This window comes from Streptomyces sp. CA189 (genome assembly GCF_056428985.1).
Genome location: NZ_JBWJVM010000104.1, coordinates 1 through 26585 on the forward strand (window position 1 = coordinate 1; position 26585 = coordinate 26585).

Annotated in this window: 25 protein-coding genes and 2 pseudogenes; 15 read left to right on the plus strand and 12 right to left on the minus strand. The window is 71.5% G+C overall.

Features of this window, described 5'->3' with window-relative positions; genetic code table 11:
* Window positions 1-105, plus strand: a pseudogene (locus AC061S_RS40320) (IS5/IS1182 family transposase); the annotation flags it as partial.
* A 16-nt stretch (window positions 106-121) separates the two neighbouring features.
* Here AC061S_RS40320 and AC061S_RS40325 read toward each other — a convergent pair.
* Both AC061S_RS40325 and AC061S_RS40330 read right to left on the minus strand, forming a co-directional pair.
* Window positions 122-2596 (minus strand): HAD-IC family P-type ATPase, encoded by a 2475-nt coding sequence (locus tag AC061S_RS40325; RefSeq protein ID WP_478690844.1) that lies wholly within the window; start codon window positions 2594-2596, stop codon window positions 122-124.
* A gap of 199 nt (window positions 2597-2795) precedes the next feature.
* Window positions 2796-3104, minus strand: a complete 309-nt coding sequence (locus AC061S_RS40330) for a DUF2530 domain-containing protein (RefSeq protein ID WP_478690845.1) — start codon at window positions 3102-3104, stop codon at window positions 2796-2798.
* A 136-nt stretch (window positions 3105-3240) separates the two neighbouring features.
* Between AC061S_RS40330 and AC061S_RS40335 the strand changes: the two genes are divergently transcribed.
* Window positions 3241-4647 carry an NCS2 family permease gene (locus AC061S_RS40335; RefSeq protein ID WP_478690846.1) on the plus strand — a complete coding sequence of 469 codons (1407 nt, stop codon included), beginning with the start codon at window positions 3241-3243 and terminating at the stop codon, window positions 4645-4647.
* Here AC061S_RS40335 and AC061S_RS40340 read toward each other — a convergent pair.
* Entirely contained in the window at window positions 4640-4822 is a 183-nt protein-coding gene (locus AC061S_RS40340) for a hypothetical protein (protein ID WP_030156886.1), read from the minus strand. The genes AC061S_RS40335 and AC061S_RS40340 overlap by 8 nt on opposite strands.
* Window positions 4823-4941: 119 nt before the next feature.
* Between AC061S_RS40340 and AC061S_RS40345 the strand changes: the two genes are divergently transcribed.
* From AC061S_RS40345 to thpR, 3 genes are all read left to right on the plus strand, one after another.
* The gene (locus AC061S_RS40345) at window positions 4942-5379 is read left to right on the plus strand and encodes a MarR family winged helix-turn-helix transcriptional regulator (protein ID WP_214954723.1); all 438 of its coding nucleotides are present in this window, start codon (window positions 4942-4944) and stop codon (window positions 5377-5379) included.
* A gap of 24 nt (window positions 5380-5403) precedes the next feature.
* Complete coding sequence (locus AC061S_RS40350) at window positions 5404-6765, plus strand: MFS transporter (RefSeq protein ID WP_478690847.1); 1362 nt, start codon at window positions 5404-5406, stop codon at window positions 6763-6765.
* Between the two features lie 317 nt (window positions 6766-7082).
* Window positions 7083-7673 (plus strand): RNA 2',3'-cyclic phosphodiesterase, encoded by a 591-nt coding sequence (gene thpR, locus AC061S_RS40355; protein ID WP_478690848.1) that lies wholly within the window; start codon window positions 7083-7085, stop codon window positions 7671-7673.
* Between the two features lie 130 nt (window positions 7674-7803).
* On the opposite strand, the pseudogene AC061S_RS40360 reads toward thpR, so the two are convergent.
* Together AC061S_RS40360 and AC061S_RS40365 are read right to left on the minus strand one after the other, a co-directional pair.
* Window positions 7804-8076 (minus strand): annotated as a pseudogene (locus tag AC061S_RS40360) (aldo/keto reductase); the annotation flags it as partial.
* Window positions 8077-8131: 55 nt separating this feature from the next.
* Window positions 8132-9412 (minus strand): RNA-guided endonuclease InsQ/TnpB family protein, encoded by a 1281-nt coding sequence (locus tag AC061S_RS40365; protein WP_478690849.1) that lies wholly within the window; start codon window positions 9410-9412, stop codon window positions 8132-8134.
* 213 nt (window positions 9413-9625) lie between these two features.
* On the opposite strand from AC061S_RS40365, the gene AC061S_RS40370 reads away from it, so the two are divergent.
* The gene (locus tag AC061S_RS40370; protein WP_478690850.1) at window positions 9626-10615 is read left to right on the plus strand and encodes an aldo/keto reductase; all 990 of its coding nucleotides are present in this window, start codon (window positions 9626-9628) and stop codon (window positions 10613-10615) included.
* Between the two features lie 66 nt (window positions 10616-10681).
* On the opposite strand, the gene AC061S_RS40375 is transcribed toward AC061S_RS40370, so the two are convergent.
* Window positions 10682-11374, minus strand: coding sequence for a GDSL-type esterase/lipase family protein (locus AC061S_RS40375; RefSeq protein ID WP_478690851.1), 693 nt, complete (start codon window positions 11372-11374; stop codon window positions 10682-10684).
* An 84-nt stretch (window positions 11375-11458) separates the two neighbouring features.
* Between AC061S_RS40375 and AC061S_RS40380 the strand changes: the two genes are divergently transcribed.
* Window positions 11459-12460 (plus strand): WD40 repeat domain-containing protein, encoded by a 1002-nt coding sequence (locus AC061S_RS40380; protein WP_478690852.1) that lies wholly within the window; start codon window positions 11459-11461, stop codon window positions 12458-12460.
* A gap of 119 nt (window positions 12461-12579) precedes the next feature.
* On the opposite strand, the gene AC061S_RS40385 is transcribed toward AC061S_RS40380, so the two are convergent.
* From AC061S_RS40385 to AC061S_RS40395, 3 genes are all read right to left on the minus strand, one after another.
* The gene (locus AC061S_RS40385; RefSeq protein ID WP_478690853.1) at window positions 12580-13881 is read right to left on the minus strand and encodes an ABC transporter ATP-binding protein; all 1302 of its coding nucleotides are present in this window, start codon (window positions 13879-13881) and stop codon (window positions 12580-12582) included.
* 38 nt (window positions 13882-13919) lie between these two features.
* On the minus strand, window positions 13920-15662 hold the full coding sequence (locus tag AC061S_RS40390; protein ID WP_478690854.1) for an ABC transporter permease: 1743 nt from the start codon (window positions 15660-15662) through the stop codon (window positions 13920-13922).
* A gap of 99 nt (window positions 15663-15761) precedes the next feature.
* Window positions 15762-16670: a DUF3027 domain-containing protein gene (locus AC061S_RS40395; protein WP_478690855.1), complete on the minus strand. Its 909-nt coding sequence runs from the start codon at window positions 16668-16670 to the stop codon at window positions 15762-15764.
* Between the two features lie 337 nt (window positions 16671-17007).
* On the opposite strand from AC061S_RS40395, the gene AC061S_RS40400 reads away from it, so the two are divergent.
* The 4 genes from AC061S_RS40400 (at window position 17008) to AC061S_RS40415 (ending at window position 20654) form a co-directional block, all read left to right on the plus strand.
* Window positions 17008-18390: an MFS transporter gene (locus AC061S_RS40400; RefSeq protein WP_478690856.1), complete on the plus strand. Its 1383-nt coding sequence runs from the start codon at window positions 17008-17010 to the stop codon at window positions 18388-18390.
* A gap of 179 nt (window positions 18391-18569) precedes the next feature.
* Window positions 18570-19055: a DUF2771 domain-containing protein gene (locus AC061S_RS40405; protein WP_478690857.1), complete on the plus strand. Its 486-nt coding sequence runs from the start codon at window positions 18570-18572 to the stop codon at window positions 19053-19055.
* A gap of 13 nt (window positions 19056-19068) precedes the next feature.
* On the plus strand, window positions 19069-19791 hold the full coding sequence (locus AC061S_RS40410) for a futalosine hydrolase (RefSeq protein WP_478690858.1): 723 nt from the start codon (window positions 19069-19071) through the stop codon (window positions 19789-19791).
* On the plus strand, window positions 19788-20654 hold the full coding sequence (locus AC061S_RS40415) for a 1,4-dihydroxy-6-naphthoate synthase (RefSeq protein ID WP_478690859.1): 867 nt from the start codon (window positions 19788-19790) through the stop codon (window positions 20652-20654). Before AC061S_RS40410 ends, AC061S_RS40415 begins: the two co-directional genes overlap by 4 nt.
* 67 nt (window positions 20655-20721) lie before the next feature.
* Here AC061S_RS40415 and AC061S_RS40420 read toward each other — a convergent pair whose 3' ends face one another.
* Together AC061S_RS40420 and AC061S_RS40425 are read right to left on the minus strand one after the other, a co-directional pair.
* Entirely contained in the window at window positions 20722-21105 is a 384-nt protein-coding gene (locus AC061S_RS40420) for a cold-shock protein (protein ID WP_478690866.1), read from the minus strand.
* A 112-nt stretch (window positions 21106-21217) separates the two neighbouring features.
* A complete protein-coding gene (locus AC061S_RS40425) occupies window positions 21218-22057 on the minus strand; it encodes a recombinase zinc ribbon domain-containing protein (RefSeq protein WP_478690860.1) in 840 nt (279 codons plus the stop codon).
* Window positions 22058-22151: 94 nt separating this feature from the next.
* Here AC061S_RS40425 and AC061S_RS40430 point away from each other — a divergent pair, with 94 nt between their 5' ends.
* Window positions 22152-22418, plus strand: coding sequence for a hypothetical protein (locus AC061S_RS40430; RefSeq protein ID WP_478690861.1), 267 nt, complete (start codon window positions 22152-22154; stop codon window positions 22416-22418).
* 23 nt (window positions 22419-22441) lie between these two features.
* Here the strand turns inward: AC061S_RS40430 and AC061S_RS40435 are convergent, their stop codons facing one another.
* Window positions 22442-23071 carry an HAD family hydrolase gene (locus tag AC061S_RS40435; RefSeq protein ID WP_478690862.1) on the minus strand — a complete coding sequence of 210 codons (630 nt, stop codon included), beginning with the start codon at window positions 23069-23071 and terminating at the stop codon, window positions 22442-22444.
* Window positions 23072-23151: 80 nt separating this feature from the next.
* On the opposite strand from AC061S_RS40435, the gene AC061S_RS40440 reads away from it, so the two are divergent.
* From AC061S_RS40440 to AC061S_RS40450, 3 genes are read left to right on the plus strand one after another with little or no spacing between them, the layout of a single operon-like run.
* Window positions 23152-24225 (plus strand): FecCD family ABC transporter permease, encoded by a 1074-nt coding sequence (locus AC061S_RS40440; RefSeq protein WP_478690863.1) that lies wholly within the window; start codon window positions 23152-23154, stop codon window positions 24223-24225.
* On the plus strand, window positions 24222-25289 hold the full coding sequence (locus AC061S_RS40445) for a FecCD family ABC transporter permease (protein ID WP_478690864.1): 1068 nt from the start codon (window positions 24222-24224) through the stop codon (window positions 25287-25289). The genes AC061S_RS40440 and AC061S_RS40445 overlap by 4 nt, the downstream gene beginning before the upstream one ends.
* Window positions 25286-26092, plus strand: a complete 807-nt coding sequence (locus AC061S_RS40450; RefSeq protein ID WP_478690865.1) for an ABC transporter ATP-binding protein — start codon at window positions 25286-25288, stop codon at window positions 26090-26092. The genes AC061S_RS40445 and AC061S_RS40450 overlap by 4 nt, the downstream gene beginning before the upstream one ends.
* Window positions 26093-26585: the final 493 nt, after the last annotated feature.

Consider the following 26585-nt stretch of genomic DNA (forward strand, 5'->3'; position numbering starts at 1 on the left):
TTCATCGCTCTGGCCAGCACAGTCATCACTGTCCGCTGCCTGATCCGACGCGCCTGGACCCTCTACCGCTGGGACACCCGCCCTCGAAACCCCCGCATCCGATGACCTACTGGCGGACACCCTAAGCCGGGAACTTGCGGTCCACCCACCGGAAGGTGAACTCGATGAGGGTGGCCGCGACGGCCGCGATGCCGACGGCGGTCCACGGCATCACGGCGCCCTCCAGCTTGAGCTGGAAGAAGTCCTGGAGCCAGGGCACGACGAGCACGATCAGGAACGCCCCGCCCATCGCGCCGACCAGGCCCACCCGCCACCACGTGTAGGGGCGGGCGATGATCGCCAGGACCCACATCGAGGTCAGGAACAGCGCGAGGGTCGCGGCGCTGGTCTCGGCCTTGAGGGCGTCGGGGCCGGTGTAGTAGTGACGGGCGATCACGTACGTCAAGAAGCAGGAGACGGCCGCGATGACCCCGCCCGGGATCGCGTACCGCATCACGCGTTTCACGAAGTGCGGCTTGGCCCGCTCCTTGTTGGGCGCGAGGGCCAGGAAGAAGGCCGGGATGCCGATGGTCAGCGTGGACAGCAGCGTCAGGTGGCGCGGCAGGAACGGGTACTCGACCTGGGAGCAGACCACCAGGACGGCCAGCAGCACCGAGTAGACCGTCTTCGTGAGGAAGAGGGTGGCGACGCGGGTGATGTTGCCGATGACCCGGCGGCCCTCGGCCACCACCGAGGGCAGGGTGGAGAAGCTGTTGTTGAGGAGGACGATCTGCGCGACGGCCCGGGTGGCCTCCGAGCCCGATCCCATGCTGACGCCGATGTCGGCGTCCTTGAGCGCGAGCACGTCGTTGACCCCGTCGCCGGTCATCGCGACGGTGTGGCCCCTGGACTGGAGGGCGGCGACCATGTCGCGCTTCTGCTGCGGGGTGACCCGCCCGAAGACGGCGTTCTCGCCGAGGACGTCGGCCATGTCGCCCTGGTCGGTGGGGAGCGTGCGCGCGTCGACGGTGTTCTCGGCGCCGGGCAGGCCCAGCTTGCCGGCGACCGCGCCGACCGAGACGGCGTTGTCCCCGGAGATGACCTTGGCCTTGACGTCCTGGTCCTCGAAGTAGCGCAGGGTGTCGGCGGCGTCGGGGCGCAGCCGCTGCTCCAGGACGACGAGGGCGGTCGGCTTGACCCCGGTGGCCACGGCCGGGTCGTCGAGTTCGCGGGCGGCCCGGCCCAGCAGGAGGACCCGTAGGCCCTGCTCATTGAGCTCGTTGATCTCCTCCAGGGCCGGGTCCCCGGCCGGGAGCAGCACGTCGGGGGCGCCGAGCAGCCAGGTGTTGTTCTCCCCGTCGCCCTCGCTGAAGCTGGCTCCGCTGTACTTGCGGGCGGAGGAGAAGGGCAGCGATTCGGTGCAGCGCCACTCGGCGCTGTCGGGGTAGGCGTCGATGATCGCCTGGAGGCTGGCGTTGGGGCGCGGGTCGCTCTCGCCGAGCGCGCCGAGCACCTTCTTGACGTACGCGGCGTCCGCGCCGCCGAGCGGGCGGCACTCGGTGACGTCCATGCCGCCCTCGGTGAGGGTGCCGGTCTTGTCGAGGCAGACCACGTCCACGCGGGCGAGCCCCTCGATGGCGGGCAGCTCCTGGACCAGGCACTGCTTGCGGCCGAGCCGGATGACGCCGATGGCGAAGGCGACGGAGGTGAGGAGGACGAGCCCTTCGGGGATCATCGGGACGATGCCGCCGACGGTGCGGGCGATGGCGTCCTTGAGGTTGTTGTCCTTGACGATCAGCTGGCTGATGATCAGGCCGATGGAGGTCGGGACCATCATCCACGTGACGTACTTGAGGATGGTGGAGATGCCGGACCGCAGCTCGGAGTGGACGAGCGTGAAGCGGGAGGCCTCTTCGGCGAGCTGGGCCGCGTAGGCCTCGCGGCCGACCTTGGTGGCGGTGAAGGCGCCGCCGCCGGCGACGACGAACGAGCCGGACATGACCGGGTCGCCGGGCTTCTTCAGGACGGGGTCGGCCTCGCCGGTCAGGAGGGATTCGTCGATCTCCAGCCCGTCGGCCTCGCCGACGACCCCGTCGACAACGACCTTGTCGCCGGGGCCGAGCTCGATGACGTCGTCGAGGACGATCTCGGAGGTGGAGATCTCGGCGGTACGGGCGTCGCGGCGGACGCTGGGTTTGGCCTCGCCGATGACCGCGAGGCTGTCCAGGGTCTTCTTGGCCCGCATTTCCTGGATGATGCCGATGCCGGTGTTCGCGATGATCACGAAGCCGAACAGGCTGTCCTGGATCGGGGCGACGAAGAACATGACCACCCACAGGACGCCGATGATGGCGTTGAAGCGGGTGAAGACGTTGGCGCGGACGATGTCGGCCGTGGAGCGGCTGCTGCGGACGGGGACGTCGTTGACGGCTCCGCGGGCGACGCGCTCGGCGACCTCGGCGGTGGACAGCCCGGCCGGCTTGCAGCGGGGTGCGGGCGGCTGGACCGGGTGGACGGGATCGAGCTCGGCCCCCGCGTCGATGGCGGTTCCGGCGGCCGTACCGCCACCGCCGCCCGGCTCCGGTCCGTCTGGTTCGATCCTCGCCCGCTGCGTCATGCCTTCGACGGTAAAGGGCGATTCAGTGGTTCACCCGCCGAGAAGTACGAAGATCCGACTTCGGGATGAGCCGAATCCTCCCCTGGTAGGGCAAATTCAGCCTCGCCGGCGTTTGAGGCGCGGGGGTCCGGGGGCGGAGCCCCCGGCAACGGCGCCGCACGTACCCGGCGGGGAGCGGGTCCACCCCCGGGGCGGCCGTCTAGCCCGCCTGGGGAGCCGGGCCCGCCGGGCCCGCCGTGGTGCCTTCGTTCCGAGCGGCCAGCTCAGCCGCATGCCGCTTCAGCGCCGCATCGCGGCCGCGTACGTACCAGAGGCCGATCAGGCCGAGGACCCCGCCGACCGCGCAGGTCCAGACCCACCACAGCATGCCGCGGTCCGCGAACCACCCGTAGAAGGGGAGCTGGAAGAGGAAGAGGGCGAACCAGATGATCGTGCCGCCCGCGACGGTGCCGACGATCGGACCCTCGAGGGGCTCGGGGGCCTCGTGCTGCGCAGTCCATTTCGCCATGCGGCCAAGTCTAGGCCGGTCGGCGGACGGTCTACGCGCGGAGATAGACGCCCCTTCGTTCATGTGTTCATACTGAAACGGTTTGGGCTTGGCCCGATTTCGCTGTATGAAACCACCACTGAGGACCAGGACCCCCATGAGCACGTCGGCCCCCGTGGACCGCTACTTCAAGATCTCCGAGCGCGGCTCGACCATCGGCCGCGAGGTCCGCGGCGGGTTCGCCACCTTCTTCGCGATGGCCTACATCATCGTGCTGAACCCGATCATCCTGGGCAGCGCGAAGGACATGTACGGGAACCAGCTCGACGGCGGCCAGCTCGTCACCGCCACCGTGCTGACCGCCGCCTTCACCACCCTGCTGATGGGCGTGATCGGCAACGTCCCGATCGCCCTCGCGGCCGGCCTCGGCGTCAACACCGTCGTCGCCCTCCAGCTCGCCCCGCGCATGAGCTGGCCTGACGCCATGGGCATGGTGGTCCTGGCCGGCTTCGTGGTGATGCTGCTGGTCGCCACCGGCCTGCGCGAGCGGGTCATGAACGCCGTCCCGACCGGCCTGCGCAAGGGCATCGCGATCGGCATCGGCCTGTTCATCATGCTGATCGGCCTGGTCGACTCGGGCTTCGTCAGCCGCATCCCGGACCTCGCGCACACCACGGTCCCGATCCAGCTCGGCAGCAACGGCCACCTGCACGGCTGGCCCGTCCTGATCTTCGTGGTCGGTGTCCTGCTGACGCTGACGCTGATCATCCGCAAGACCCCCGGCGCGATCCTGATCTCCATCGTGGCCATGACCGTCGCCGCCCTGGTGGTCCAGTTGATCACCAAGCTTCCGGACACGGCCTGGGGCCTGACGGTCCCGGAATGGCCGGGCAACCCGGTGGCCGCGCCCGACTTCAGCCTCATCGGCCAGGTCAGCCTGTTCGGCGGCTTCGGCAAGGTCGGCATGCTGACCGGCTTCCTGTTCGTCTTCACCGTGCTGCTGTCCACCTTCTTCGACGCCATGGGCACCATCCTCGGCATCGGCGACGAGGCGAAGCTGACGAAGCCGGACGGCACCTTCCCCGGCATCAACCGGGTGCTGTTCGTGGACGGCATGGCCGTCGCCGCGGGCGGCGCCTCCTCCTCCTCGGCCACCACCTGCTTCGTGGAGTCCACGGCGGGCGTCGGCGAGGGGGCCAGGACGGGCCTGGCGAACATCGTGACGGGCGGCCTCTTCACCGTGTCGCTGTTCCTCACGCCGCTCGCCACGATGGTCCCCTCCCAGGCGGCCACCCCCGCCCTCATCGCGGTCGGCTTCCTGATCATGGCCGGCTCGGTCAGGGACATCGACTGGAACGACTTCACCATCGCCGTTCCGGCCTTCCTGGCCATGGTGATGATGCCGTTCACGTACTCGATCACCAACGGCATCGGCATCGGCTTCGTGGCCTTCTCCGTACTGCGACTGGCGACCGGCCGGGGCCGCGAGGTCCCGGTGGCCATGTACGTCGTGTCGGCGGTCTTCGTCTTCTACTACGCGATGCCGGCACTGGGCCTCACGTAAGCCCGTAGAACTTCTCCGTCTCGTCGACGGCCGCCTTGAAGCGTTCGTCGAAATCGTCGCGAATGAGCGTCCGGACCACATAGTCCTGGACGCTCATTCCGCGTTTGGCGGCATGAGTCCGGAGCCTGTCGAGGAGCTCCCCGTCTATGCGCATGCTCAGCACATGTGTCCCCATGCCGAAAGAGTCGGGGCACAGGGCATGGACGCGTGTCACTTTCCGGAGCCGACTCACCCGTACGAGTGACACAAATAAGTGGTGTTCCTTAGGTAGGGTAATGAGTTACTCTAAAGAACATGCATGACCTTTCCCATGGTGACGACGCAGCCGCCGTGAACGACCTCCGCTCCGCCGTCATGCGGCTGGGCCGGCGCCTCAAGCACCAGCGCGTCGACGAATCGCTGAGCCCGACCGAGATGTCGGTCCTCGGCACCCTCGCCCGCTGCGGCCAGGCCACCCCCGGCGAGCTGGCCCGGCGCGAGCACGTGCAGCCGCCGTCCATGACGCGGATCGTCGCGTTGCTGGAAGCCAAGGGACTGGTCACGCTGGAACCGCACCCCGACGACCGCCGCCAGAAGGTGGTCCGCCAGACGGAGGAGGCCGAAGCGATGCTCGAAGAGAGCCGTCGCAAGCGCAACGCCTTCCTCGCCGGGCTCGCGGCCGAGCTGACCGAGGACGAATGGGCGAAGCTGCGCGAAGCCGCGCCCGTCCTGGACAAGCTCGCGCACCTATAGGAACGACGCCAGGAGGCGAACCTTTTGAGTACGGGACCCGGAGCAGACTCCGCCCCCGGCCACACATCCACCACTACGGGCACGCACAGCACGTCGACGAACACGAAGAACTCGAATCCGAACTCGATGTTCAGCTCGCTGAAGATCCGGAACTACCGGCTCTTCGCCACGGGCCAGGTCGTCTCGAACACCGGCACCTGGATGCAGCGCATCGCCCAGGACTGGCTGGTCCTGTCGCTGACCGGATCCGCCTCCGCGGTCGGCATCACCATCGCCCTGCAGTTCCTGCCGATGATGCTGTTCGGGCTCTACGGAGGCGTACTCGCCGACCGGCTCCCCAAGCGGCCGCTGCTGCTCTGCACCCAGGCAGCCATGGGCCTCACCGGTCTCGCACTCGGTGTCCTCACCCTCGCCGGCCAGGTCAGCGTCTGGCACGTCTACCTCGCCGCCTTCCTCCTCGGCCTGGTCACCGTCGTGGACAACCCGGCCCGCCAGACCTTCGTCTCCGAGATGGTCGGCAAGGACCAGGTGGCCAACGCGGTCAGCCTGAATTCGGCCAACTTCCAGTCCGCGCGACTGGTCGGACCGGCCATCGCCGGTGTCCTCATCACCGCCGTCGGCTCCGGCTGGGCCTTCCTGCTCAACGGCCTGTCCTTCGCGGCGCCGATCGCGGCCCTGATGCTGATGCGGACCCGCGAACTGCACCAGGTCGAGGTCCAGCCGCGCGCCAAGGGCCAGCTCCGGGAAGGCTTGCGGTACGTCGCCGGGCGGCCCGAGCTGATCTGGCCGATCGTCCTCGTCGGCTTCATCGGCACCTTCGGCTTCAACTTCCCGATCTGGCTGTCGGCCTTCGTCAGCAAGGTCTTCCACGGCGACGCGGGCACGTACGGGCTCTTCAACACCCTGATCGCGGCGGGCTCCCTGGTGGGCGCACTGCTGGCGGCCCGGCGGGGCCTGTCCCGCCTGCGTCTGCTGGTCGCGGCGGCGGTGCTCTTCTCCGTCCTCCTGCTGGTGACGGCCTTCGCACCGAGCTTCTGGCTGTTCGCGGCGCTGCTGGTCCCGATCGGGGTCTTCGGCCTGACGGTGAACGTCACCGCGAACTCCAGCGTCCAGATGGCCACCGACCCCGAGATGCGGGGCCGGGTGATGGCCCTGTTCATGATGGTCTTCACCGGCGGCACGCCGATCGGGGCCCCGCTGGTCGGCTGGGTCACGGACACCTACGGCGCGCGGATCGGCATGGCCGCGGGCGGCGTCGTTTCGCTCGCCGCAGCCGTGACGATCGGCCTGATCCTCTCCCGCATCGGCAACCTCCGCCTCAGCGTGAGCCGCCACGGCGTGACGTTCGTCCCGTCGGACCGCCGCCAGCTGGTCACGGCGGCGTAGTGCCTCGCGGGGCCTGAGGCCTCAGGGGCCGTGCGGCCCGGCTTCCCGGGGCTCCGCCCCGGACCCCGCGCCTCAAACGCCGGCGGGGCTGAAATTGCCCTCCGGGCAATCCAGCCCCGCCGGCGGCCCAAGGCGCTGCGCGCACGTGCGGGGCAGGGCCGGCCCAAATCCAACCCCACCGGGCGCACAAGGCGCTGCCCGCACGAGCAGGCCGGCGCCGGCCAAATCCAGCCCCGCCGGCGTTTGAGGCGTAGGGGTCCGGGGACTGGTCCCCGGCAACGGCGCCGCACGGCGACCACATCGCTAGGCTCGGCAGCATGAGACTGTTCGCAGCCGTCATCCCGCCCGAGGCGGCCATCTCGGAACTGGCCGAGGCCGTGCGCGGCCTACAAGACGACCGCCTTCGCTGGACCGCGGAAGCGGGCTGGCACTTCACGCTCGCCTTCATGGGCGAGGTGCAGGAGGAGCTGCTCCCCGAGCTCCACGCACGCCTCGCCCGCGCCGCGGCGCGGAGCACACCCTTCCGGCTCCGGATCCACGGCTCCGGCCACTTCGGCCACCGCTCCCTGTGGGTCGGCGCCGCCGGGGACCTCGACGCCCTGCGCATGCTCGCCGAGCGCGCCGACGCCGCCGCCCGGCGCTCCGGGGTGCCCATGGACCAGCACCACCGCTACACCCCCCACCTCACCCTCGGCCGGCTCCGCGACGAGCGGCACGACGTCCGCCCCTACTCCACGGCCCTGGCCTCCTTCGAGGGCACCGCCTGGCAGGTCGGCAAACTCAGCCTGGTCCGCAGCAACCTTCCCGACTCCGGCGTCCCCGGCGAGCAGCCCCGCTACGAGGTCGTCGGCTCCTGGGAACTGGGAGAGCCCGCCCCTCCGTACGAAGGGCGGGCCCGGTCGCGTTAGGCTCGACGGGTGGATCCCAAGACCAGAAACCGCGTCATGGCCGGTGTGCTCGTACTGATGTTCCTCGTGGTGGCGGTGGCCGCCGCGGTAGGCCCGTAGGCCGGCAGGCCCGTAGCCCGTAGACCGCCGCCTACCAGGCGAACGCCTCCGGAGCGGGCCCCGGCCCCGGGAAGACCTCGTCCAGCCCCGCCAGCACCTCCGGCGACAGCTCCAGCTCCACCGCCCGCAGCGCGGACGCGAGCTGCTCCGGCGTACGCGGCCCCACGATCGGGCCCGTGACCCCGGGACGCGTCAGAAGCCAGGCCAGGGCGACCTCGCCGGGCTCCAGTCCGTGCTTGTCCAGCAGGTCCTCGTACGCCTGCACCTGCGCCCGTACGGAACTGTTCGCGAGCGCGTCCGCCAAGCCACGTGGTGGAACTGTTGAAGTCCTCTCCCGGCTGGAGCCGGGAGATTCCCGCTTACCTTGCGGCAGCGGGCTTGACGCGCTTGGCACGCCTGACGACTGCCCTTCCGGCAGCCGGGATGAGCGCGAGGCCCATCCGGTACAGGTGCAAGACGTTCCGGGGCGCGTTGTGGTCGGCGTTGCCCGACCAGCCGCAGTCCGGGTTCTTGCACACGAACAGGGCCTGGCTCTCCCGACTCCCGAGCGTGGTGAGACCGCACGCGGAGCAGCGCAGGCTGGTGCCGGGGGCAGGGACCTTGTGCAGGGTGCCGCCGTGCCGGGCGGTCTTATACGTCCGCATGCTGACCGTGCGGCCCCACGCCTCCCCGCTGATGGAGCGGTTCAGCCCGGATTTCTGGGCGACGTTCTTCCCCGGCGCCTCGATGGTTCCCTTGGCGGACTTGACCATGTTCGTGATGGTGAGTGCTTCGACCACGACCGTGCCGTAGGCGCGGGCGATGGCGGTGGTCGTCTGGTGCTGCCAGTCCAGGGCCCGGCGCTTGGCTTTCGCGCGGAGTCCTGCGATCTGGTCGTAGGTGCGGTGCACCCGGCCGCTGGTGCGCTCGCCGGGCTTGCGGTGGCGCTTACGCTGTGAAGCGCACTGCTCCAAGTGCAGGAGCTTGGCCTTCTCCTTCTCGGTCAGCCATTCGCCGTGCTCGTACGTTTCGCCGTCCGAGAGAGCAATGGGCACGGCGACGCCCACGTCGACGCCGACCTCCGGCCCCTGGTGGGGCCCGGGCTTGACCTCCAGGGTCTGGACGCGGAAGGCGATGTGCCAGCCGAGCGCGTCCTTGACCAGCGGGGCCCCGGTGATCCGATTCTCCACGTTGGCACGCTTGCCGACGGGCAGGTCTTTGGTCCACCGGAAGCGGACCCGGCCGATCCTGGGGATGTTGGCCATGCCCCAGCGGCGGTGCACGCGGGTGATGTTCAGGTCCCGGCCCTGGGGGATGTCCACGGACATCACCGTACGGAACCGGCCCTTGAAGTCTGGGGCGCCCGCCCGGCCGTCCCAGCAGTTCTTCCACGCCTGGAAATAGGTCTTCAGCACCGCTTGCGCGGCCTGCGCGGGAAGAACTCCAAGAAAGTCGATTTCCTCACGGGCCTGTCGAATCGCGGCGTCTGCGTTCGCCAGCGTTCGCTTGTCTTTCGACATCATCCGCCACCAGGCGTGGAGTAGGTTCCACATGGTTCGGGCCGCGTGCGCCTGATCATCCGCCTTGCGAACCCCGGCAGGCGGCAGCGCGAGCCGGGCCCGGTGCCCGAACTGCCGCTTGACCAAGGTGTCTTGACTCACGACCGAGAACCTAGCAGTGGTTTGCCTCACCACACCGGAACCCTCATCCCGATGTACGCACCGCACGTCATAGTGTCCACAAAGGGCACGTCCACTTGGTTTTCGTCACCATGTAGCAGCGGAAAACGTTCACCGTGCGTGTGGTCGCATAAATCGAGGGCTGCGCGGACTGGGCTTGCCTGGAGTGGACTCGAAGCAGTTGGCTTGGGTCCCATGAAGTACACGCAGCTCGGACGCACCGGACTCAAGGTCAGCCGACTCGTCCTCGGCACGATGAACTTCGGTCCGCAGACCGACGAACCGACCAGCCACGGCATCCTGGACGCCGCCCTCGACGCAGGTCTGAATTTCGTGGACACGGCCAATGTGTATGGGTGGGGTGAGAACAAGGGTCGCACCGAGGAGATCCTCGGCACATGGTTCACCCAGGGCGGTGGCCGGCGCGAGAAGACGGTCCTGGCCACCAAGGTCTACGGCTCGATGGCCGACGAGGGTGCGCCGTGGCCCAATTACGACCGGCTCTCGGCGCTGAACATCCGGCGTGCCGTCGAGGCCAGCCTCAAGCGGCTCCAGACGGACTACATCGACCTCTACCAATTCCACCACGTCGACCGTCAGACCCCCTTCGAGGAGATCTGGCAGGCCGTTGACGTGCTGATCCAGCAGGGCAAGATCCTCTACGCCGGTTCCTCCAACTTCCCCGGCTGGAAGATCGCCCAGGCCAACGAGATCGCTACGCGGCGAGGGGCGGTCGGCCTGGTCAGCGAGCAGTGCCTGTACAACCTCGCCGAGCGGCGGGCCGAGATGGAGGTCATCCCGGCTGCCCAGGAGTACGGGCTCGGGGTCATCCCCTGGTCCCCGCTGCACGGCGGGCTCCTCGGCGGGGTCATCAAGAAGGAGGTCGAGGGCAGCCGCCGCGCCTCGGGCCGCTCCGCCGAGGCACTGACCAACACCTCGGTGCGGGCCCAGGTTCAGGCGTACGAGGACCTGCTGGACAAGCACGGCCTGGAGCCCGGCGAGACTGCGCTGGCCTGGCTGCTGACGCGTCCGGGGGTCACGGGACCGATCGTCGGTCCGCGCACATCCGAGCAGCTGGAGAGCGCGCTGCGCGCACTGGAGCTGGAGCTGGAAGACGAGCTGCTGACAGCCCTGGACGAGATCTTCCCCGGTCCAGGACCGTCCCCGGAAGCCTTCGCCTGGTAGCAGGCAGCTGTACGTGGCGGTGGCCATCGTCCCTTCCTTGTGGAGGGTGACCACCGCGCGTTCGTGTCACTCGTCCCGGCGCGGCCGGTACGGGCCGCCCAGGCCCCAAGCCTGGTTGAGGACCGCCGCGAACTCCCCGGCCAGGCGGTGCTCGCCGGAGGCGTTGGGGTGCGTGCCGTCGTAGGTGTCCCGGTCGATCTCGTACGCCTCCGGGCGCGCGGCCAGCAGGATCGGCGAGGCGGGGGTCGACAGGTCGGCGACGGCCTTGGCGAGCAGCTCGTTGAAGAGCTCGACCTGCCGCGCGAAGGGCGCGTCGTCGCGGGCCCGGACGTTGGGTATGACGGGCAGCAGGACCATCCGTATCCCGGGCCGGGCGGCGCGGGCCTCCTCGATGAACCGGCGGACGTTGGCGGCGGTGCCCTCGGCCGCGGTGTAGAAGCCCAGGTCGATCAGCCCGAGGGAGACCAGCAGCACGTCGGCCCGGGCGGACCGGACGGCGGGCCCGATGAGGGGGGCCATGTGCTGCCAGCCCTCGCCCCAGCCGGCCAGGTGGCGGCGGGCCCCGGCGGGGAAGCCGGGGTCGGCGTAGGCGTCGCTGGTCGGCGCGTCCGCGAGGGGGTCGTAGAGCCCGGCGCGGGGGCCGACGAACTCGTACGGGCCGCCGAAGGTGGTGTCGAGGTGCTGCCACAGCCGGTAGCGCCAGGTGTAGTCGCCGGCGCGTCCGATGGTCATGGAGTCCCCGACGAGCATGAAACGCATCCGGTCATCTTCGCGGATCACCGGGCCGCGGCCCCTGTGATGCCGGACACGCGGGGGGGTGGGGCGGGCTGGCAGGCTAGGGGGATGCGCCCGCACCTGCTGCCCCTGACCGCCGCCGCTGTTGCTGCTCTCGCTCTGCTGCCCTCGGCCGCCGCCGCGTCCGGGTCCGCCGCGTCCGGGTTCACGATCACCGACCCCCGGATCAAGGAGTCGAGCGGGCTCGCGGCCAGCCGGATCCACCCCGGCGTCTACTGGACGCACAACGACAGCGACGACGGCCCGTACGTGTACGCCGTGGACTCCGCGACCGGGAAGACCGTCGCGCGGATCACCCTGACGGGCATCGGCAAGCCCCGGGACATCGAGGGGATCTCGCTGGGCCCGGACGGACGGCTGTACGTCGGCGACATCGGGGACAACCTCGGCGGCTCCTGGAACCACGTGTGGATCTACCGGTTCACCGAGCCGAAGACGCTCGGGGACGCCACCCTCAAGGCCGAGCAGTTCACGGTGAAGTACGCCGACGGGCCGCGGAACGCGGAGGCGCTGATGGTGCACCCGGTGACGGGTCGGGTGTACATCGCGAGCAAGGACGAACGGGCCGGCGGGCTCTACGAGGGCCCCGAGGCGCTGTCCGCCTCCGGCACGAACACCTTCCGGCGGATCGGGGACGTCCCGTGGGTCACGGACGGGGCGTTCTCCCCGGACGGGGGGCGGCTCGCGCTGCGGGGGTACTTGTGGGCGAAGACCTACCCGTGGAAGGACGGACGGCCGGCGGGGGACGGGGAGGCGGTGGCCGCGCCGTGGCAGGGGCAGGCGGAGTCGGTGACGTACACGGCGGACGGGACGACGCTGATGTTCGGGGCGGAGGGGGCGAACAGCCGGGTCGTCGCCGTGCCGGTCGCCTCCGGCGCCAAGCCGTCGCCGTCGGCCTCCGGCTCCGGCTCCGCCGCTCCCGCTCCGGCTCCGGGCGCGCCCGCCGGGCCCGAGGGCGGGAGCTTCACTAAGGGTGCGCTCGTGCTGGTGGCGGCCATCACGCTGACCCTGGCCGCGAAGCGGCTCCTGCGGCGCCGGCCCAAGGCCTGACCGCCCTGCGGGGCGAAGTCCCCTACCCGCCCTTCGCCCGTTCCCCGGGCTCTGCCCGGACCCCCTGGGGCTCCGCCCCAGACCCCGGTCCTCAAACGCCGGACGGCTGAAAGGCGGGGCTATCCCCGGGAGGGGTCCTCGTCCAGGCGGTACTGCTCGGCGTCCGCGTGGTAGCCGTACAGCTCTCCGTAGCGGCCCCAGTCCGTCGCCGTCTCCAGCTGCTGTTCCAGCTGCTCGCTCGTGTAGTGGTGCGAGAGGAGGTCGCGGAAGAAGCCGGCCCGCTGCGTGCCGCCGCGCGAGCGCCGCAGGGTGGTGTGGATCAGGTGGACCAGCGGGACCTCCATGGCCCCCTCCGCGAACAGCTCCTTCGACTCCTGCACGTCGGCCCCCGCGAAGGCGGTGCCGCGCGCGGTCAGGACGAGGTGCAGGTCCCGTACCTCGGCGAGGCCCAGCAGTTCCAGCCCGTCCACCAGGGGCAGTACGTCGTCCACCTCCAGGCCCAGTTCGTCGGCGAGGTCGGCGAGGTCCTCGCTGCCGTCGCCGGTGCCCCGCTGGAGCACGATCTCGGCGAGGCCCGCCATCCCGTCGACGCTGGCCGCCGGGAGCGGGGTGTTGGCCGGGGTGCGCTTGGCCGGCGGGGCCGCGGCCGGGGTCTTGGCGGTGCGGCCGGTCATCACCGCGTACACGGCGTCCACGATCCGCTCGAAGTCGGCGCCGCCCCGGTCCCGTGGGCGGGCCAGGTCCACCGCGAAGGTCTCCTTGATGGTTCCGTAGGGCCGCGAGCCCAGCACCACCACCCGGTCGGCCATCAGCACCGCCTCCTCGATGTTGTGCGTGACCAGCACCACCGCCTTGGCGGGGAAGCGGTCGGAGGCCCACAGCTCCATCAGCTCGCCGCGCAGGTTCTCGGCGGTGAGCACGTCCAGGGCGGAGAACGGCTCGTCCATCATCAGCACGTCCGGCTCCACGACGAGCGCCCGGGCGAAGCCGACGCGCTGGCGCATCCCGCCGCTGAGCTCCTTCGGGTAGGCCGACTCGAAGCCGTCGAGGCCGATCAGGTCGATCGCCTCCACCGCCTGCCGGGCCCGCGCCTCGCGGTCCATGCCCTTGGCTTCCAGGCCCAGTTCCACGTTCTGCTGCACCGTCAGCCAGGGCAGCAGCGCGAACGTCTGGAACACCATCGCCGTGCCCGGGTTCGCCCCGCGCAGTTCCTCGCCCCGGTAGGTGACCGAGCCGGAGCTGGCGGGGATCAGCCCGGCCAGGCAGCGCAGCAGGGTGGACTTGCCGCTGCCGGACTTCCCGAGGAGGGCGACGATCTCGCCCTCCCGGATCTCCAGGTCGATGCCGCCGAGCACGGGCAGTTCCCCGTCGGCGCCGGCGTAGGACTTGGTGAGGGCGGCGGCCTGGAGGATCGTGGTCATTCGGGGCTGGCTCCTCGCATCGGGCGGGCGGACCGGGTTCAGATGGAGTAGCGGCGCTCCGCGAGCCGGTACAGGGGCCGCCAGAACAGCCGGTTGAGCCCGACGACGTACAGGCTCATGACGGCGATCCCGGCGATCAGCTCGGGGAAGTCCCCGGCCTCGGTGGCGTGGAAGATGTACGCGCCCAGGCCGGTCGCGGAGAGGGTGGTGCCGGCGAAGGTGACGACCTCGCCGACGATGGAGGCGTTCCAGGCGCCGCCCGAAGCGGTGATGCCGCCGGTGACGTACGAGGGGAACACGGCCGGGATGATCAGGCGCTTCCAGCGCTGGAGCCCGCGGACGCCGAGGTCGTCCATGGCCTCCTTGAGGTCGGAGGGGATGGCCATGGCTCCGGCGATGGCGTTGAAGAGGATGTACCACTGCGCGCCGAGGGCCATCAGCAGGACGCAGCCGATGTTGATGTTCAGCCCGGTCTTGAGGAAGAACCAGACGGCCACCGGGAAGAGCAGGTTCGCGGGGAAGCTCGCCAGCACCTGCACCACGGGCTGGGCGATCTTCGTGAGCCGGGGGGAGGAGCCGATCCACACGCCCACGGGCACCCACACGACGGTGGCGGCGGCGACGAGCACGATCACCCGGACGAAGGTGATCAGCCCGAGCACGAGCGGCTCCCCGAAGACCCCGAGGCCGGTCTCGCGCTGGAGGTAGCGCACCAGGTCGTACAGGCCCCACAGGATGACGGCTCCGGCGATCACGGCGAAGACCACGTCGCCGGTCCGGCGGCGGGCCGGGTCCACGGACAGGGCCATGTCGTCGCGGCCCAGTACGCGGGCGGCCCGGCCGGTGGCGTCGCGGGCGGGGGCGGTGGCGCGGCCGAGCAGGCGGGGCCAGTGGGAGCGGCGCAGGAAGTCCAGTACGTAGCTGCGCTGGACGTCGGTGGACTCCGACTGCTCGTTCTTGTACTTCTCCGCCCAGGCCGTGAGGGGCCGCCAGAAGAGGAAGTTGACGGTGACGATGGTGACGGTCATCGCGAGGATGACCCAGCCGACCTTCCCGAGGTCCCCCTCGCCGATCGCGGTGCCCGCGTACGAGCCGAGGCCGGGGACGGCGTAGTCGTGCCCGGAGACGGAGACCGCCTCGGAGGCCACCAGCATGAACCAGCCGCCGGCGAAGCTCATCATGCCGTTCCACACCAGGTCGATGACCCCGGCGGGGACCTCCACGCGCCAGAAGCGCATCCAGCGGGTGAAGCCGAACGAGCGGGAGACTTCGTCGAGTTCGCGCGGCAGCGAGGTCAGGGTGGCGTAGAACCCGAAGGTCATGTTCCAGGCCTGCGAGGTGAAGATGGCGAAGACGACGGCGCATTCGAGGCCGAGGAGCGAGCCGGGGAAGAGCGCGACGAAGAAGGTGACGAGGACGGAGAGGAAGCCGAGGACCGGGACGGACTGGAGGATGTCCAGGGCCGGGATCAGCACCCGCTCCAGGCGGCGGCTGCGGGCCGCGGCGTAGGCGTAGCCGAAGGTGAAGACGACCGAGGCGAGCAGCGCGATGAACATCCGCAGGACGCTGCGGGCGGCGTAGTACGGGAGCTTCGCGGGGTCCGTGTCCACGTCGGGGACGTCGGCGGGGTCGAAGTTGACCGTGGTGCCCTTGCCGACCTGGAGGATCGCGTACCCGAGCACCAGGAAGGCGGCCGCCACGGCGAAATCCACCCAGGACAGGCGGGTCCGGGTGGGGGCCGCCTGTCCGGTGTGGGTCTCGGGGCTCGTGGAGGTCTTCATCCCGCCCAGCGGATCACGCCTGACGGCCCGTCGCGCCCCGAGTCGCCCAACCGGGCGAGGCGGGGCCGCGCCCGGGCCCGGCCCACCCGTTCGGGGGCGTTACGAGTGGCCGAGGTCCGCGGCCAGCGGGTCCGTGGTGGGGACCGAGCCGGAGTCGGGCGACGGGCGCAGGGGGAACTCGTCCGAGGCCATCGAGTCCAGGACGGGCGGCGCCGGTCGCGGCGGCGCCGGCATGACCGCGGCTTCCGAGTGGCCGCCGCAGCCGTAGGACAGGGAGACCAGCCGGCCGTCCGCCGGGCTGAACTCGTTGGCGCAGATGCCGAAGGCCTGGCCCAGCGAGCCGCCGATGGCGACGAGGAAGCCACAGGAGACGCAGGAGGCGGGAGCCGCCTGCGCCATCGGGGTCTTCGCGCCGAAGGACTCGTCCCAGCGGTCGGCCGCGCTGTGCAGCCCGTAGCGGGAGAGCACGCGTGCCCGCCGCATGCCCAGTTCCTCCGCCACCGAGGTGATGGAGCCGCGTACGGGCACCACCGCGCGGTCGGTGACGTCGGCGTCCTCCGCCTCGACCAGCTCGGCCATCTCGGCGGACACCACCGAGTTCGGCGGCGGGGCGTCCTCGCCCGACCAGCCCGCTTCCAGCCGCAGGTCCTCGGCGTCCGTGGGGAGCAGGTCGCCCGGGCCCATGTCGCCCGGCCGCAGCCGCTCGCTCCACGGCACCCACTCGGGAGCCAGCAGGGCGTCGTCGCCCGGCAGCAGCACCGTTTCGTCGAGGGTGACGTTCTTCGCGCGGGACGCACGCGTCACCGTCACGGCCCAGCGCCAGCCGCGGTAGCCGGGGTCCTTGCACTCGAAGAAGTGCGTGACGACCCTGTCACCTTCCGCGATGGCGGCGGTGTGCTCGCCCACCACTCCGGGGTAGGCGGCCTCTTCGGCCGCCGCTCGGGCGAGGTCTACCGCCTCGACGCACAGGCGGTCGGGGGTACGGCTTCGCGTCGTCGCAGCACTCACAGGTCTCGTTCTCTCCTACGCCGTCTCACGAGTGCGCCGTCCGTACTTGTCGTCCACAACGACCCGTCGGCTGTCCCTACGTAGCGCGGGCGGAGCGGACCAGGGGGCCGCGTCGACGTCCGCGCCCGATCGGGTTCCAGGGCGCACCTACCTGCGATCCATTCTGCGGGATCGCGAAGAGGCGCGCGGCCAGGAGCAGCCGCCGGTGGCGCGCTACGCACGCTACCTCCTCCGGCGCCTTCGGCCCACATGCAAGGTCCGATTCGCGGACACCCACGGCCAACCCGGGGCGCGGCCGGGTCCCCGCGACGCGCCGGGAAGGGTCCCGGGGGGCCGAGTGGGGCAGTATGGCCACGTGGCACCCGTACGGTCGTCCGATGACGGCTCGGGACCGGCCAGGCGGGCCGGCCGGGCCGTCGGGCGTGCCCTGCACCTGCCGTTCACGGGGACGGCGCGCGGGATCCGGCGGGCCACGCACGCGCACGGGGCGGGCGAATCGGGCCTCGGCAAACTGATCGAGCTGCACGCGATCAACGGCGCCGGTGATGTGATGATCACAGTCGCCCTCGCCTCCACCGTCTTCTTCTCCGTCCCCACGGACGAGGCACGCGGCCGAGTGGCCCTGTACCTCGCCATCACGATGGCCCCCTTCACCCTGCTGGCCCCGGTGATCGGCCCCCTGCTGGACCGGCTGCCGCACGGGCGGCGGGCCGCGATGGCCGGCGCGATGCTCACCCGGGCCCTGCTGGCCGTGATGATGTCGGGCGCGGTCGCCACCGGCGGCCTGGAGCTGTACCCGGCCGCCCTCGGGGTCCTCGTCGCCTCCAAGGCCTACGGGGTGGTGCGCAGCGCGGTCGTCCCCCGGCTCCTCCCACCCGGGTTCTCGCTGGTCAAGGCGAACTCCCGGGTGACGCTGGCCGGCCTGCTGGCCACCGGCGCCGCCGCGCCGGTGGGCGCCGCCCTGCACACGATCGGGCCGCCGTGGCCGCTCTACGGGGCGTGCGCGATCTTCATCTGGGGCACCTTCGCGGCGTTCACGCTGCCGCACAAGGTCGACGAGGCGAAGGGCGAGCGCCGGGCCCGGCTGTCCACCCACGAGGCGCACTCGAAGCGGCCGGGGCTGCGGACGGTCAGCCGGCCGGTGCTGTGCGGGCTGCTGGCGAACGCGTCGATGCGCGGGCTGTCCGGGTTCTTGATCTTCTTCCTGGCGTTCCTGCTGCGCGAGCACCCGCTCGCCGGGCAGAGCGCGGCGGTGTCGCTGGGCATCGTCGGCGTCTCGGCGGGCGTCGGCAACGCCTGCGGGACGGCCGTCGGGGCCTGGCTCCGGGCCCGCGCGCCCGAGGCGATCATCGCCGCCGTGCTGTCGCTGACCCTCGCGGTGGCCGTGCTCGCGGCGATCTTCTTCAGCGGGGTGTTCATGGCCGTCCTGGGTGCGACGGCCGGCTTCTGCCAGGCCCTCGCGAAGCTCTCGCTGGACGCGATGATCCAGCGCGACGTGCCCGAGGCCGTCCGCACGTCGGCCTTCGCCCGCTCGGAGACCCTGCTCCAGGTGGCCTGGGTGCTGGGCGGCTCGATCGGCATCGCCCTCCCCCTGAACGGCGTCCTCGGCATGTCGGTGGCCGCCACGGTGGTGGCCCTGGGCACGACGATGGCCCTCCGCGGCTTCCTCACGTCCCCGCACCACCAGCACCCGACGTCCTCCCGACCGCGGGTGGCGTAGCCGGGGCCGCTGCGCGTACGAGCCGGCGTCGGCCAAACCCAGCCCCGCCGGCGTTTGAGGCGCGGGGTCCGGGGCGGAGCCCCGGAAGGCCCGGCGCAGCCGGGGGCGCTTGCGCCACGGCGCCGCACCACCCCACCCCGTGCAGCAAGGCACGCCACCCGCCCGATAGCCTTCGGCTCATGACCGCACCGCTTTTCTCGGGTAGGGCCCGCCGCAGCGTCGCGGCCCTCGGAGCCGTTTCCGCCGGCCTCCTCCTCCTCTCCGCCTGTGACAAGCCGACGCCGCTGGCGACCGTGACGGTCGGCACCTCGTCGGTGTCCACCGAAGCCGCCTGCAGCGACGGCAAGGAACTCACGGCCGAGAAGGTCCAGGAGTGCTTCGGCGACCTGAAGCACGCCAAGAACATCGACTACGGCCGCGGCGACACGCTGCGCCTGGGTGTCGAGCCGGACGTCGTCGAGGACGGCAAGAAGTGGCAGGCGGTCCTCGACGGGCAGCCGATCACCGAGCCCTCCTCCAACACCTACCGCAGCTTCCCCGGCGCCGACCTGTTCGCCACCGGCGGCCAGGGCGAGGCCCCGGCCTCCAAGAAGCTGAACATCGTCCAGGTCTCCGAGGACGGCAAGCCCCTCGCCGTCTGGGCCTTCAACGTCAAGCTCAAGTAGTCACACACCCACCATGCGCGCGCTCATCGTGACCGCGGTGACGGCGGAGGCCGACTCCGTCGTCCGAGGCCTGTCCGGTCCGGTCCCTCATCCGGACCACAGCTCAGAGCCGCGCACCCTCCCCGGCGGTTACCTCATCCACCGCCGGGGAGCCTTCGACGTGCTGGTCGCCGGAGTCGGCCCGGCCGCCGCGGCCGCCGGGACCGCGACCGCCCTGGCGCTCGCGCCCGCCCCGGACGGCTACGGCCTCGTCGTCTCCGCAGGCATCGGCGGCGGGTTCGCGCCCGCCGCCCCGATCGGCACCCTCGTGGTCGCCGACGCGATCGTCGCCGCCGACCTGGGCGCCGAGACCCCGCAGGGGTTCCTGACCGTCGTGGAACTCGGCTTCGGCCGCAGCGTGCACCTGCCTCCCGCAGAGCTCGCCGCGCGCGCCGCCGAGGCGACCGGGGCGCTGCTCGCGCCCGTCCTGACCGTCTCCACCGTCACCGGCACCGCCGCCCGTACGACCGCCCTCGCCGCCCGGCACCCGCTCGCCGGGGCCGAGGCGATGGAGGGCTTCGGGGTCGCGGAGGCCGCCGCCGCCCACGGGCTGCCCGTGCTGGAGGTCCGTGCCGTCTCCAACGCCGTGGGCCCCCGGGACCGCGACGCCTGGCGGATCGGCGAGGCGCTGACGGCGCTGGCCGACGGCTTCCGGGCACTGGGACCCGTACTCGCTTCCTGGGGAGGACCCTCATGACCGGAACAGACGCCGACCCGGCACGGCCCGTGCGGATCGCGTACTCGCCCTGCCCGAACGACACCTTCGTCTTCGACGCCTGGGCCCACGGCCGGGTCCCCGGCGCGCCCGCCCTCGACGTCACCTTCGCGGACATCGACGTCACCAACGGCATGGCCGAGCGCGGCGAGCTCGACGTGCTGAAGGTCTCCTACGCCGTCCTGCCGTGGGTCCTGGAGGAGTACGCGCTGCTCCCCTGCGGCGGCGCGCTGGGCCGTGGTTGCGGCCCCCTGGTCCTGACCCGGGAGCCGGGCCTGGACCTGACCGGCAAGACGGTCGCGGTCCCGAGCGAACGCTCCACCGCCTACCTGCTGTTCCGCCTGTGGGCCGCCGACGTGCTGCCCGAGGGCGTCGGCAAGGTGGTCGTCCTCCCCTTCCACGAGATCATGCCCGCCGTGCGCGACGGCCGGGTGGACGCCGGACTGGTCATCCACGAGGCCCGGTTCACCTACCGGGACTACGGACTGCACTGCCTGGCCGACATGGGCGAGCACTGGGAGTCCACGACCGGCCTGCCGATCCCGCTCGGCGCGATCATCGCCAAGCGCTCCCTGGGCGCGGACGCGCTGCGCGCGCTCGCCGAGTCGGCCCGCACGTCGGTCCGGATGGCCTGGGCCGACCCCGAGGCGTCCCGGCCCTACGTACGGGCGCACGCGCAGGAGCTGGACCCGGCCGTCGCCGACCAGCACATCGGGCTGTACGTCAACGAGTTCACCGCCGACCTCGGCGAATCCGGCTACGCGGCCGTGCGCGGGCTGCTGACCCGGGCGGCCGCGGAGGGTCTGGTTCCGGCCATCGCAGCCGACGCGCTGGCCTTCCCGTAGACCTTCCCGCAGGCATGAGCGTGCCCCGCGGCCCTGGTGGGCGGCGGGGCACGGTCGTGCACCGGGCTCAGACGTCGAGCTGGTCGGCCACCGCGCGCAGCATGCCGGCGATCTTCCCGCCCTGCGCCTTGTCGGGGTAACGGCCCCGCTCCAACTGCTGCGTGACGTCCTCCAGGACGGTCGTGAGGTCCTGCACGATGGAGGCGAGCTCGTCCGGCTTGCGCCGCTGCGCGGCCGCGACGGAGGGTGCCGGATCCAGGACGATCACCGAAAGTGCCTGGTCACCGCGCTGCCCCGCGACAACACCGAACTCGACGCGCTGGCCGGGCTTGAGCGCGTCCAGCCCGTCGGGGAGCACCGACGAGTGGACGAAGACGTCGCCGCCGTCGTCGCGGGAGAGGAAGCCGAAGCCCTTCTCACTGTTGAACCACTTGACCTTGCCGGTAGGCAAAGCGAGCACCCCATTCCACCAGTCAGCCAAACCACTGTTTCCGCAGGTCAGGCTATCCAGCGCTTGCTCTTGCCTGCCATTGCCCGAAGCCTCTCCGTCTATCTACCCCTCGTCAAGCCGCTCCACCCATACCGGCCAGTGGCACTGGCCGGTATGGATCGCGCTCCATCTCTCGCCGATCCGGACGCTCCCGGAGCGTCGCGGGCAACTCGGCTGATCCGTACGTCTTGGTCAAGATCTCGCGAGCTTCCGGGTCTCCCAAGAGGTGCGGGGCCGCCCAGTGCCGCGGGACGTTCCAGCCGTGCCAGGGCAAGTCCACCTGTTCCGGCATGAGGAGCGTCTGCTCCTCCGCGATCCGTCTGATCTCACCAAGATCAAGCACGGCCCCGGAGCGACTACCTCGGGGCATGTCCGGCAGGCAGTCACGCCAGACCCACACGGTCACCTTGTACTCGTTCAGGAAGGACCGGCGGTCGTCCTGGTCCTTCTCCTGCCACACCTGGCTGTACAGGCGACCGGTCGGCTTCGTCTCCGGGTGCTTGCGCTCCGCCTCCCGGTCCTTCAGGTTCCGGACCTTCCCGGACAAGGACTTGTGCATCCGCCAGTAGGACTCGCCCTGGCCTTCGCCGTCATACTTGCCCGCAAGGAAGTCGGCTTCGGCACCCTTCTTGCAGGAGCCACCGCGGAATCGGCTGGTGCACCGGTAGAAGTACTTCGAGGGCGATCGCATGCCGTCCTTGCGCTTCGCCCCCGAGGTCTGCACTCGGGCGAGAGGTGCGCCGCATTCTCCACACTTGGCGATTCCGGCGAGCAGACTCTTTGCGGCGCGACTCTCGGGCCCGTACCCCTCCTTCTTCGGCCTGATCCTCTCAACCAGGTCGAACCACTCGTCCATGTCCACGTGGGGCCGGCCGGGCAGGATGAAGGGCTCGCCGTCGTCGTCGAGAACCACTTCACCCTTGTACTTGTAAATCCCGGGAAACCAGTTCGAGCGGACCCCCGTATGTGCGTCGGAGCCGATGAGGCCAGGGAACTACCCTGGTCGGGTGACTGTTACTCCTCAGCCCGAGCACGCCGCCGACGACACCGCCCGCCCCGGCGACGCGCTCGTCAAGGCCGGCGGCATCGTCTTCATCGTCGGCGCCGTGGCCACGCTCGCCACGATGGCCCCGCTCTTCCTCGACATGGACCCGTTCCCCTCGTACGCGTGGGCCGTGTGCATGCTCATGGGCGTCGGCTTCGCGATCTCGGCGGCGGGCGTACTGCGCTCGGCCGCCGCGCAGCGGACGGCGGCCCGCGCCTCGCAGGCGTAGTACGGGGGCCGGGCGGTCCGCGGCTACGCGGTCCGGGTGCGCTCGTACGCCGCGAGCCAGGCCGGCAGCTCCGTGAGGTCGGTCAGGACCACGTCCGCGCCCGCCGCACGCAGTTCCGGCTCCGGGCACGGGCCGGTCGGGACCGTCACCGACACCGCTCCGGCCGCGCGGGCGCCCCGGACGTCCCCGACGTGGTCGCCGACGTAGACCTGGGCCTCGTACTCGCGCAGGGCGACCGCCTTGGCCTCCGCCCACAGCCAGCCGACGACCGCGTCGGGCTTGATGCCCAGGTGGTCCAGGTGCAGGCGGGCGTTGGGCTCGTGCTTGGCGGTGACGACGATCGCGCGGCCGCCGAGGGCCCGGACCGCTTCGACCGCCTCGCGGGCGCCGGGCATCGCCGGGGTCGGCTCGATGGCGTGTGTGGGATAGATCTCCCGGTAGCGGTCGGCCATGGCGGGGATCTCCGCCTCGGGGAACCAGTGCGCGAGCTCCTCCTCCAGCGGCGGTCCGAGCCGCGTGACGGCAGCGTCGGCGTCGATGTACGCGCCCGTCTCCGCCGAGAGCGCCTGGTAGGCGGCCCTGATGCCCGGCCGGGAGTCGATGAGGGTCATGTCGAGGTCGAATCCGACGGTCAGCTGCGTCTCGGGGCTCATGCCCCCATTGTGCCGAGCCGGGCACTGCGGACGGGAACGTAGACTTAGCCCTGCCTTACCAGACAGTGAAATTTGGTGACATGTCAGCCCCCGCCCCCGCGGCCCCCGAGGCTCCCTCGGCTCCCGTCCCCGCGGCCCCCGCCGCGGCCCGGCGCGCCCTGACGACCCGTCGTATCGCGTGGACGGCGGCCGGCCTCGCCGCACTGCTGTGCGCGGTGCTCCTCAGCCTCGCGGTCGGAGCCCGCGCCGTCCCTCCCGGAGAGGTCTTCGACGCACTCTTCCGGGGCGCGAGCAGTCCGAACGCCGAGGTCGTGCGCACGCTGCGCGTACCGCGCACCCTCATAGCCCTGATGGTCGGCGCGGGCCTCGCCCTCGCCGGGACCGCGCTCCAGGGCATCACCCGCAACCCGATCGCCGACCCCGGCATCCTCGGCATCAGCCAGGGAGCCGGGGTCGCGGTCGTCTGCGCCATCGCCTTCGCGGGGGTCCACACCCTGAGCGGCTACGTGTGGTTCGCCTTCGCGGGCGCCGCCGTCGCCTCGGTCGCCGTGTACGCCGTCGCCTCCGGCGGCCGCGGCGGGGCGACCCCCGTCAAGCTGGCGCTGGCCGGGGCCGCGATCAACGCCCTGCTGGTGTCGGTCACCATGGGCGTCCTCACCACGAAGGCCTCGGCGCTGGACGAGTTCCGCTTCTGGCAGGTCGGCTCGATCGCCGGGCGCGACGTCTCTGTCGTCCACCAGATCTGGCCTTTCCTCCTGATCGGCGCGGTACTGGTGCTGTCGGTGGCCCGCGGCCTGGACGCCCTCGCGCTGGGCGAGGACCTCGCGAAGGGGCTCGGGCAGAACATCGCGGCCGTACGGATCGTCGCGGGCCTCGGGGCCACGATCCTCACCGGCGCCGGGGTCGCGGCAGCCGGGCCGATCGCCTTCGTCGGGCTGGCCGTACCGCACCTCGCGCGGGCCCTCGTCGGCAGCGACCACCGGTGGGTGCTGCCGATGGCGGCCCTGATCGGCCCGGTGATGCTGCTCGTCGCGGACGTCCTCGGCCGGATCGTGGTGCCGCCCGGCGAGGTCCCGGCCGGGGTGATGACCGCGCTGATCGGCGTGCCGTTCCTGGTCGCGCTGGTCCGCCGGAAGGCGGTGGTGGCGGCATGAGCACCAGCACCCGGGAACGGGTCCTCCCCGCCGGCTACGGACTCCTCCGCGACCGCTCGGGCCGCGGCTCCTTCCTCCTGCACCGCCGGGCGGCGGCCGTGGCACTCGGCCTGGCCCTCCTCCTCTCGACGGTGTGCATCGCGTACCTGTCCATCGGCGAATCCTTCGTAGCCCCCGGCGAGGTGGTGAAGGTCCTCCTAGGCCGGCCCTCCCCCGACGACCTGGTCGTCGGCACCCTGCGACTGCCCCGGATGACGGTGGGCCTGCTGGTCGGCCTGGCCTTCGGCGTGGCCGGCGCCCTCATCCAGACCGTCGCCCGCAACCCGCTCGCCTCCCCCGACATCATCGGCATCAGCCAGGGCGCGAGCGCCGTCACGGTGGCGGCGCTGACCTTCGGCGTCACCTCGTACACGGTCCTCCCGTACCTCTCGGTCCTCGGCGGGATGGCCGCGGCAGCCCTCGTGTACGTCTTCGCCTGGCGGGGAGGCCTGCACGCCACCCGCTTCGTCCTCATCGGCATCGGCTTCGCCATAGCCCTGCGGTCGGTGACCACCCTCCTGATGACCAAGGGCGACTACCTGGTCGCGCAACAGGCGCAGATCTGGATGACGGGCTCCCTCAACGGCCGCGGCTGGGACGTGGCGACCCCCCTCGCATGGGTCCTGCTCGCCCTCCTCCCCGGCATCCTGTGGGCGGCCCGCGCCCAGCGCACGGTCTCCCTCGACGACGACACGGCCACGGCCCTGGGCGTCCGGCTGGGCCGGGTCCGGCTCGGCCTGGTCGCCCTCGGCGTGATCCTCGCCTCCGTGGCCACGGGCGCGGCCGGCCCGGTGGACTTCGTGGCCCTGCTGGCCCCCCAGATCGCCCGCCGGATGACGCGCACCGCCCAGATCCCCCTCCTCTGCTCCGCCCTGACGGGTGCGGTGATCGTCGTCCTGGGCGACCTGCTCGCCCGCAGGCTCCTCTCCCCGACCGAACTCCCGGTGGGCGTGCTGACGGCCGCCGTCGGAGCCCCGTACCTGATCTGGCTGATCATGCGCAGCCGTAGTGGAGGCAAGCCGTGAGCCGTCTGTCCGCGCGGGAACTGACCCTCGCGTACGAGGACCGGGTGGTCGTCGAGGACCTGGACCTGGCCGTCCCGGACGGCAAGGTGACGGTCATCGTCGGCCCCAACGCGTGCGGCAAATCGACGACGCTACGGGCACTGGGACGGCTGCTCCGCCCCCGCTCGGGGTCGGTCGTACTCGACGGCGAGGCCCTGTCCTCCCTCCCCACCCGGCGCATCGCCCAGGCCGTCGGACTGCTCCCGCAGTCCCCCTCGGCCCCGGAGGCGATCACGGTCGCGGACCTGGTGGCGCGGGGGCGCCAGCCGCACCAGCACTGGTGGCAGCAGTGGTCGGAGGCGGACGAGCGGGCGGTCGTCGACGCGATGGCCCGGACGTCGGTCGCGGACCTGGCGGACCGGCCCGTCGACGCGCTGTCGGGCGGGCAGCGGCAGCGGGTCTGGATCGCGATGGCTCTCGCCCAGGACACGGACATCCTGCTCCTGGACGAGCCGACGACGTTCCTGGACATCGCCCACCAGGTGGAGGTGCTGGACCTGGTCCGCCGCCTCAACCACGAGCGGGGCCGGACGGTGGTCGCCGTCCTCCACGACCTCAACCAGGCGGCGCGGTACGCGGACCACTTGGTGGCGATGAAATCGGGCCGGGTCGTGGCGGAGGGCCCGCCGGCGGAGGTCGTCACCGCCGACCTGGTCCGCGAGGTCTTCGGCCTCGCCTCGATCGTCATCCCCGACCCGGTGACGGGCTCCCCCCTGATCATCCCCACGTCCCCGTGGGCGGCCCCCACCCCTACTCCTTCGTAACGCACCCCTCGCGCGGTGCGGCCCCTTGGGGGCATCCCCGGCTTCGCGCAGCTGCGCCGAACCCCGTCCGGCGGTGGCCGGGCGGGGTACTAGCCACCGCCCTCTGGCGTCCAGCCCGGTGGGCGGGTGCGGCCGGGTCGGCCCTGCGGGGCGAAGTCCCCGACCCGCCCTTCCACCGTTCCCCGGGCTCCGCCCGGACCCGCGCCTCAAACGCCGGCGGGGCTGAAAGCGGGGTCCCCGGCTGCGCCCGGACCCCCTGGGGCTCCGCCCCAGACCCCGGTCCTCAAACGCCGGACGGCTGAAAAACCCCAGCCCCACCCTCCGTCGGCGCGGTTGGCGGCGGCCCGGGACGGGGACGGGGGCGGGGTGGGGTGTCGGCCGGGACGTAAAGCGTGATTTGTGGCGCAGCAACACCCCGAACCCTGTCGAAGCTGCGCACAGGGCGCCTAAATCATGCAGTCCAGGCCGACACCCCCCCCCCCCCCCCGCACCG

Bases quoted from the DNA above. Each gene is read 5' to 3' on its own strand.
- AC061S_RS40325 (WP_478690844.1), bottom strand. From the start codon at position 2,596: ATGACGCAGCGGGCGAGGATCGAACCAGACGGACCGGAGCCGGGCGGC.
- AC061S_RS40330 (WP_478690845.1), bottom strand. From the start codon at position 3,104: ATGGCGAAATGGACTGCGCAGCACGAGGCCCCCGAGCCCCTCGAGGGT.
- AC061S_RS40335 (WP_478690846.1), top strand. From the start codon at position 3,241: ATGAGCACGTCGGCCCCCGTGGACCGCTACTTCAAGATCTCCGAGCGC.
- AC061S_RS40340 (WP_030156886.1), bottom strand. From the start codon at position 4,822: ATGGGGACACATGTGCTGAGCATGCGCATAGACGGGGAGCTCCTCGAC.
- AC061S_RS40345 (WP_214954723.1), top strand. From the start codon at position 4,942: ATGCATGACCTTTCCCATGGTGACGACGCAGCCGCCGTGAACGACCTC.
- thpR (WP_478690848.1), top strand. From the start codon at position 7,083: ATGAGACTGTTCGCAGCCGTCATCCCGCCCGAGGCGGCCATCTCGGAA.
- AC061S_RS40370 (WP_478690850.1), top strand. From the start codon at position 9,626: ATGAAGTACACGCAGCTCGGACGCACCGGACTCAAGGTCAGCCGACTC.
- AC061S_RS40375 (WP_478690851.1), bottom strand. From the start codon at position 11,374: ATGCGTTTCATGCTCGTCGGGGACTCCATGACCATCGGACGCGCCGGC.
- AC061S_RS40380 (WP_478690852.1), top strand. From the start codon at position 11,459: ATGCGCCCGCACCTGCTGCCCCTGACCGCCGCCGCTGTTGCTGCTCTC.
- AC061S_RS40385 (WP_478690853.1), bottom strand. From the start codon at position 13,881: ATGACCACGATCCTCCAGGCCGCCGCCCTCACCAAGTCCTACGCCGGC.
- AC061S_RS40390 (WP_478690854.1), bottom strand. From the start codon at position 15,662: ATGAAGACCTCCACGAGCCCCGAGACCCACACCGGACAGGCGGCCCCC.
- AC061S_RS40405 (WP_478690857.1), top strand. From the start codon at position 18,570: ATGACCGCACCGCTTTTCTCGGGTAGGGCCCGCCGCAGCGTCGCGGCC.
- AC061S_RS40410 (WP_478690858.1), top strand. From the start codon at position 19,069: ATGCGCGCGCTCATCGTGACCGCGGTGACGGCGGAGGCCGACTCCGTC.
- AC061S_RS40415 (WP_478690859.1), top strand. From the start codon at position 19,788: ATGACCGGAACAGACGCCGACCCGGCACGGCCCGTGCGGATCGCGTAC.
- AC061S_RS40435 (WP_478690862.1), bottom strand. From the start codon at position 23,071: ATGAGCCCCGAGACGCAGCTGACCGTCGGATTCGACCTCGACATGACC.
- AC061S_RS40440 (WP_478690863.1), top strand. From the start codon at position 23,152: ATGTCAGCCCCCGCCCCCGCGGCCCCCGAGGCTCCCTCGGCTCCCGTC.
- AC061S_RS40445 (WP_478690864.1), top strand. From the start codon at position 24,222: ATGAGCACCAGCACCCGGGAACGGGTCCTCCCCGCCGGCTACGGACTC.